Annotated in this window: 6 protein-coding genes; 3 read left to right on the forward strand and 3 right to left on the reverse strand. The window is 67.3% G+C overall.

The genetic code is table 11. From position 1 onward, the window contains the following. Positions 1-109: 109 nt before the first annotated feature. Genes ABD768_RS31445 through ABD768_RS31455 form a run of 3 tightly spaced genes read right to left on the reverse strand, consistent with a single transcriptional unit; the run spans position 110 to position 3,939 of the window. Positions 110-1,147: an ABC transporter ATP-binding protein gene (locus ABD768_RS31445; RefSeq protein WP_425552217.1), complete on the reverse strand. Its 1,038-nt coding sequence runs from the start codon at positions 1,145-1,147 to the stop codon at positions 110-112. After that, positions 1,144-2,133, reverse strand: coding sequence for an ABC transporter ATP-binding protein (locus ABD768_RS31450; protein ID WP_344846642.1), 990 nt, complete (start codon positions 2,131-2,133; stop codon positions 1,144-1,146). The genes ABD768_RS31445 and ABD768_RS31450 overlap by 4 nt, the downstream gene beginning before the upstream one ends. Positions 2,134-2,136: 3 nt before the next feature. Next, positions 2,137-3,939, reverse strand: a complete 1,803-nt coding sequence (locus ABD768_RS31455) for an ABC transporter substrate-binding protein (RefSeq protein ID WP_343980705.1) — start codon at positions 3,937-3,939, stop codon at positions 2,137-2,139. A gap of 204 nt (positions 3,940-4,143) precedes the next feature. Here ABD768_RS31455 and ABD768_RS31460 point away from each other — a divergent pair, with 204 nt between their 5' ends. The 3 genes from ABD768_RS31460 to ABD768_RS31470 form a co-directional block, all read left to right on the forward strand. Next, complete coding sequence (locus tag ABD768_RS31460) at positions 4,144-4,827, forward strand: response regulator (RefSeq protein WP_343980708.1); 684 nt, start codon at positions 4,144-4,146, stop codon at positions 4,825-4,827. A 2-nt stretch (positions 4,828-4,829) separates the two neighbouring features. Beyond that, the gene (locus ABD768_RS31465) at positions 4,830-6,260 is read left to right on the forward strand and encodes an ATP-binding protein (protein WP_344846644.1); all 1,431 of its coding nucleotides are present in this window, start codon (positions 4,830-4,832) and stop codon (positions 6,258-6,260) included. A 569-nt stretch (positions 6,261-6,829) separates the two neighbouring features. Further along, a partial coding sequence (locus ABD768_RS31470) for a DUF222 domain-containing protein (protein WP_344846646.1) occupies positions 6,830-7,075 on the forward strand: 246 nt, incomplete at its 3' end.

Consider the following 7,075-nt stretch of genomic DNA (forward strand, 5'->3'; position numbering starts at 1 on the left):
TCCTGCCCTGGACTGAGGAGTGGAAGGAGCGAAGCGACTGGAGGGACGAGGGAAGGGCAGGAGTTCCAGCACCATGAGCCGCCGCGCCGGAGGCGTGGCATATACACGGTCATGATGCCTTCAACTCCGGTACTGCGGCCGACAGGTCCTCGCCGACTCGCAACGGGAAGAAGCACGCTGTTCGGTGCGCCGGGTCGTCGTCGAACGCGGGCTCCAACCCCGGCTCGGATTCGGCGCACTGCACTCGGGCCTTCGGGCACCGGGTGTGGAACCGGCACCCCGGCGGCGGGTTCGTCGCCGACGGGATGTCGCCCATCAGGATGATCTGTTCCCGGCTGTCCGAGGTGTCCGGATCCGCGACCGGCAGCGCGGACAGCAGCGCTCTCGTGTAGGGATGCCGGGTCTCCTTGAACAGCTCGGCGGTCGGCGCGACCTCGACGATCTTGCCCAGATACATCACCGCGATCCGGTCGCTCACATGCCGGACCACCGACAGATCGTGCGAGATGAACACGTACGTGAGGTCGAACTCGTGCTGCAGATCGGCCAGCAGGTTGATGATCTGTGCCTGGATCGACACGTCCAGCGCCGACACCGGCTCGTCGCAGATCACCAGCTTCGGCCGCAGCGCGAGCGCCCTGGCCACCCCGATCCGTTGCCGTTGGCCCCCGGAGAAGTCGGCCGGGAACCTGTTGTAGTGCTCGGGATTCAGCCCGACCAGCGCCATCAGGTCCTGCACCTTGCGCTTGCGCTCGGCCCCCGACGCGATGCCGTGGATGGCGAACGGGTCGCCGATGATCGAGCCGACCCGGCGGCGCGGGTTCAGCGAACCGTACGGGTCCTGGAAGATCATCTGGACCTCCCGCCGCAACGGCCGCATCTGGCGACGGGTCAGTCGGGTGATGTCCCGTCCGTCGAACCAGACCGAGCCGTCCGTCACGTCGTACAGGTGAGCGATGCAGCGGGCCAACGTCGACTTGCCGCAGCCGGTCTCGCCGACCAGGCCGAGCGTCTCGCCCTTGCGCACCTCCAGCGACACGCCGTCGACGGCTCTGACCACCTCCTTGCTCTGGGTCGGGAACTCCTTGCGGACGTCCTGCACTTTGAGCAAGGTTTCCGCTTGCTGGACTAGGGTTTCGGTCATCAGGCCACCGCCTTGGTGATGTCATGGTCGAGCCAGCAGGCCGACTGATGCCGTGGATCACCCTGTACGTCGGTGAGCGGCGGCGTCTCCACCCGGCAACGATCGAAAACGTGCGTACACCGGTTGGCGAACGGGCAGCCCGCCGGCAGGTTGATCAGGCTCGGCGGCGTGCCCTGGATCGGGGTCAGCCGCTTCCCGCTCTGGGCCGGCAGCGAGGCCAGCAGCCCTTGGGTATAAGGGTGATGGTTGCGATAGAAGATGTCCCGGCGGGGCGCCCGTTCCATCACCGCGCCGGCGTACATCACGATCACCTCGTCGGACATCTCCGCGACCACGCCCAGGTCGTGCGTGATCAGGATGATCGCGGTGCCGAACTCCTCCTGGAGCTTGCGCATCACGCTCAGCACCTGCGCCTGGACGGTCACGTCGAGCGCCGTCGTCGGCTCGTCGGCGATCAGCAGCGCCGGGTCGAGCGCCATCGCCATTGCGATCATCACCCGCTGCCGCATCCCGCCGGAGAACTGGTGCGGGTAGTCGTCGATCCGTTCGGCCGCCCGCGGGATGCCGACCAGGGTGAGCAGCTCGGCGGCCCGGCGACGGGCCGCCTGCTTGGAGATCTGCCGGTCGTGCGCCTGGATCATCTCCACGATCTGCCAGCCGATCCGGTACTGCGGATGGAGGCTCGACAGCGGGTCCTGGAAGATCATCCCGATCTTGGCGCCGCGCAACCGGCGGAGAGTGCCGGCGTCGGCGGTGATCAGGTCGGTGCCGTCGAAGTACGCAGTACCGGAGACCTGGGCGCCTCGGGTCAGACCGGTGATGGTCTGGGTCGAGACGCTCTTGCCCGAACCGGACTCGCCGACGACGGCGAGCGTGCGGCCACGCTCGACGTCGAAGGACAGCCCCCGGACGGCGCGGACGGTGCCGTCCGGGGTGTCGAACGAGACCCGGAGATCCCGTACCTGCAGCAAAGCCTCAGTGTTGGGCACTGGTCAGCCCTGCTTGTCCTTGGCCAGCCACACGTTCGTCGGGTCGTAGTTCTGCAGCGACGGGACGTAGACGGCGTTGTGCACCTGCTCGGCGTGGTAGTTCGCCTGCTTGTTGTTGGTCAGCGGGTAGAAGGCCGCCTGCTCCATCACCCGGGCGTCCGCCTTGGCCCAGAGGTCGGCTGCCGCCTCTTCGGTCGGCGCGGCGATGGCCTGCTGGATCAGGGTGTTCGTGGTCGCGTCGTCGTACAGGCCGAAGTTGCTGCCGACCGGCGGGAAGGACGGCTTGCCCGAGAACAGCGGGTTGAAGAACGACAGGGCGGCGTTGCCGTACCAGTCAGCACCCCAGCCGGCCAGCGACAGGTCCCAGACGCCGCGCTGGGCGACGGTCGGCACCTGCAGGTACTTCACGTAGAAGTCCGCGTTCGGCGACGGTACGCCGGTGACGGTGATGCCGGCCTTGGACAGGTCCTGCTGGATGGTCTGGAACGTCTTGCTGCTGCCCTCGGTCGCGTTGCGGTAGAGGAACTTCAGCGTCAGGTGCGGGAAGCCTGCCTCGGCGAGCAACTGCTTGGCCTTGTCCGGGTCGTACGGGTACGGATCGATCTGCTTGGAGCCGACGATGACGTCCGGCAGCACGTGGGTCAGCGGCGGGTTGAGCGTCTTGCCGCCGAGCACCTGCAGGATGTGGTCGCGGTTGATCGCGTAGCTGAGCGCCTGGCGGACCTTGGGGTTGGCGAGTGCCTTGTTGTTGTTCGGCGAGACGGTGTTGTAGATGACATACGGGTTGCTGCCCGCGGTGTCGCCGATGGTCAGGTTCTGGTCCTTCTTGGCCTGCAACGCGGGGAGCTGCGACGGCGGTGGGGCGACGTCCCACTCCATGTCGGCGGACGGCGTACCGGTCTGCAGTTGCTGTTGGACGGAGTCCTGGCTGACCGTCTCGTTGACGACGATCTTGTCGACGTACGCCTTGCGGACCGGGTCACTGGCCGGGTCCCAGGCGGGGTTGCGGGAGTAGTTGACCGACTTGGTCGGTACCCACGAGTCGACCTTGTACGGGCCGTCGGAGGGGAAGTTGTTGCCGAGTTCGGTGCTGGCCGGGAGGTACTTGAGCGACTCGACCGGGGCGGGGGAGAAGGCGGACAGCGTCAGCATGCCGACGAAGTACGAGGCGGGGCGGGTCAGCTTGAACACGACGGTGGTCTCGTCCTTGGCGACCACGCCGGGCAGTGGCGTCTTGTCGATGTAGGCCTGGATCGCGGCCGGGGTCTTGGCGACCTTGGCGAACCCGTCGGCGAACTTCGAGTAGCCGTCGATCAGGCCGTAGAAGTCCGGGATGCCGCCGAACGGCTGGACCGGGTTCGCGGTCCGCTTGACGCCGCGGACCATGTCGGCCGCGGTCACCTGGCGGGCCGGGCTGGTGTTCCACTTGGCGCCGGTGCGGATCTTGATCGTGTACGTCTTGCCGTCCGCGCTGATCCCGCCGTTCGCGACGGTCGGCAGCTCGGTGGCCAGGTCGGCGACCGGCGTGGTGTTCTTGCCCCCGGGATCGGCCGGGTAGGTGAACAGCTGGCGGCTCCACATCCGCAGGTTGGTGTAGCCGACCGAGTAGTAGCTGACGTTCGGGTCCATGTAGTCGACATCGCCCTTGCCCAGCATGTTCAGGGTGCCGCCGGTGACCGGCGTACCGCCTGAATTGGTGCCGCCGCCCGCGGTTGTGGTTCCCTGGTCGGCGTTGCACGCTGCCAGCGTGAGACTCGTGACGGCGACGATCGCCACCGCCGCGAGCCGTCTTCCGGAACTGGCCATTACTTCCTCCTCGCGAGACTTGCTGTGTTCGCCCCTATGGGGCCGAAGCTAGAACTGCGGGCTGGTCTCGCGGCCGTGGTCACTGAAGCGTCAACGTCTTGTCATCTACGGCCAGGCGCTTCTATGACGAAGTCGTGACAGCCGTCATCTGCAGTTAGGTGCAGGTGGTTGGGCCGCAGCCCTTCGACGAGCGACACTGGTCCCGTGGCGCACAGCTTGTTACTGGTTGACGACGAACCGCGGATCCGGCGGGTACTGCGGCTCGCCCTCGAGGACGAGGGCTACGAGGTGTCCGAGGCGGCCAACGGCCTGGACGCGCTGACGGCGCTGCGGCACGAGCCGCCGGACGTGGTCCTGCTCGACCTGATGCTGCCGGACCGGGACGGATTCACGGTCTGCCGGGAGATCCGGCGTACCAGCGACGTACCGGTGATCATGGTGACGGCGCGGACCGACAGCCACGACATCGTTGCCGGGCTCGAGGCGGGCGCGGACGACTACGTTACGAAGCCGCTTGTTGCCAAAGAGTTGTCGGCGCGGATCAGGGCGCTGCTGCGCCGGGTCGAGCCGAACGGTACGCCCGTGCTCGAGCAGTTCGTGATCGGCGACCTGGAGATCGACGTACCGGCCGCCGAGGTGGTCCGGGACGGGTGTGTGCTGCCGCTGACCCGGACCGAGTTCAAGCTGCTGGTCGAGCTGGCCAGCCTGCAGGGCAAGGTGTGCAGCCGCGAGCACCTGCTGTCGAAGGTCTGGGGCTACGGGTACTTCGGGGACAGCCGGATCGTCGACGTGCACATCCGCCGGCTGCGGCTGAAGATCGAGCGCGACCCGGCCACCCCCAAGCACCTCGTCACCGCCCGGGGTCTCGGCTATCGACTGGTGAGCTGACGTTGCGGCGGCGGTTCGGCCTGCGTGACCGGGTCATGCTCGCGTACGGGTTGCTTGCGCTCGGGCTGTCCGGCGTACTGGCGCTGGTCACCTGGAGCGTCGTCTCCAACTACTTGACCAATCAGCGGATCTCGTCGGCGATCGTGGAGACGACCGACAACGCGAACACCCTGCACTACGGGCTGTACGGCCTGACGTCATCCTGCGGACCGGTACGCCGGCTGGGCCAGGAGCCCGCCTGCGGGACGGTTGTGCCGCAGTCGCCGTCCATGGTGATGAACCTGGTGGAGGCGCTGCCGTCGACCGACACAGCCGCGATGCTGATGCACTACGACGGCGCCTGGTACACGGTGTCGGCGAAGTCGAGCGACATCCCGGCCGACATGGTGGAGAGCGCCCAGGGTGGGGTCAAGGTGGACCGGCGGCTCGAGGTCGGCGGCGACGAGGTGCTCGCGGTCGGGGTGCCGGTGGGGCGCCCGGGCGAGGCCTTCTTCGAACTCCACCCCTTGAACCGGCTCGACAACACGCTGCGGACCTTGAAGCTCACGCTCATCCTGGCCGCGATCGTGACCGCGCTGCTCGGGCTGGCGGTCGGGCGGCTCGCCAGCACGGTGGCGCTGCGGCCGCTGGCGAAACTGACCCAGGTCGCGGCGGCCGTCGCACGCGGGCGGCTCGACGCCCGACTGGAGGCTGAGAACGATCCAGACCTAGGCGGCCTGGCGCGATCCTTCAACCAAACAGCCGCTGCGCTGGAGAAACGGGTGATCGCCGACGCCCGCTTCGCCGGCGACGTCAGCCACGAGCTGCGCACCCCGCTGATGACGATGATGAACTCGATGCAGCTGATCCAGAACCACCGCGCGGAACTACCGACGTCCGTCCGCGAGCCGGTCGAACTCCTCGGCGACGACCTGGACCGCTTCCGCCAACTGGTCGTCGACCTTCTCGAGATCTCCCGCGACGACGGCGGCGACCAGGGCAGCCGCGAACTCGTCCGGATCGGCGACCTGGTCCGCGCCGCCGCCGACGCCACCGCCGGCCGCGAAATCACCGAGGTGGCCCCCGACGCCGCCGACCTGACCATGGAAGCCGACAAACGCCGCCTGGAACGCGTAATCGCCAACCTGGTCGACAACGCCGAACAACACGCCGGCGGCTGCAAGGGCGTCCTCGTCCAAGCCGGCGGCAAAGGCGTAGTCATCTACGTGGACGACGCCGGCCCCGGCGTCCCCGAAGCCGACCGCGAAAGAATCTTCGAACGCTTCGGCCGAGGCACCCCCGGCACACCCCCCAACCCCCACCGCACCGGCACCGGCCTGGGCCTGGCCATCGTCGCCCGCCACGTCGAATGGCACCACGGCACAATCCAAGCCACCGCCCGCCCCGAAGGCGGCGCCCGCTTCATCATCGACCTCCCCGCCAAAAACCCATAACCAAAAGCAACAGACAGTCCCAGCTGCTGCTGTGGTTAAGGCGGCGCCGGGAGCCCAGGTGCGGAGGCCAGACGAACTACAGAGACGGACTGCAGAGACGGACTGCAGCCGCTGTAGTTCACGCGGCTCCGGGCCGGGGGTTGATTCTCGGGCGGCGACCGCAGTCGCGGAAACGGCAGTCATGCTGGTGCTGCCATCGTGCTGGGGCTGAGACTCCGGCGTTTCAAGGGCTTGTGAAAGCTAGCGGGGGCTTGTCGAGCGCCTCGCTGGAAGGCAACAGACTCTCCCCACCCAAGAGACCTGCCCACGCGGAGCGTATGTTGCTATGAGCAACATATAACGTAAAAGAGAGTCCCTGGTTGGCCGATGGTCACCTTGGGTGTCAGTGTGAGGACAGCGTTGGGGTCGGTCGATATCGAACTCAAGTGGCGAAGACGCCTACCCCGAACGAGGCCGGCCCTTCAAACAACCTACAGGTACTTGGTCGATGTGAAGTGGTGAGGAATTCACCTTGTGGATAAGGGCTTTCCGGCCCGAAACTGTCCCCGGACTCGTCTAACGTTACGGGTATGGATGACCGGGCGGTGGAGACGATGAGCGGCGACGAGCTGCTGTGCGACTCCGACGTCATCGAGGCCACGATCGAGGAACTGCTGGCCCGCCGCCACCAGGTCATCCGCCGCCTGGACGAGATCAGGTACGCCGAGGAGATCGGCGCCCACGACACCGCCCGGCTGCTCGAGAAACGCTACCGCCTCGACCCCGCCGAGGCCCGCCGCCGCGTCCGCCTGGCCCTCGCACTCCCGAAACACCCG

The organism is Kribbella ginsengisoli (assembly GCF_039537185.1).
Classification (GTDB): domain Bacteria; phylum Actinomycetota; class Actinomycetes; order Propionibacteriales; family Kribbellaceae; genus Kribbella; species Kribbella koreensis.

Excerpts from the sequence above, each read along its gene's own strand:
- ABD768_RS31455 (WP_343980705.1), bottom strand. The coding sequence starts at position 3,939 with ATGGCCAGTTCCGGAAGACGGCTCGCGGCGGTGGCGATCGTCGCCGTC.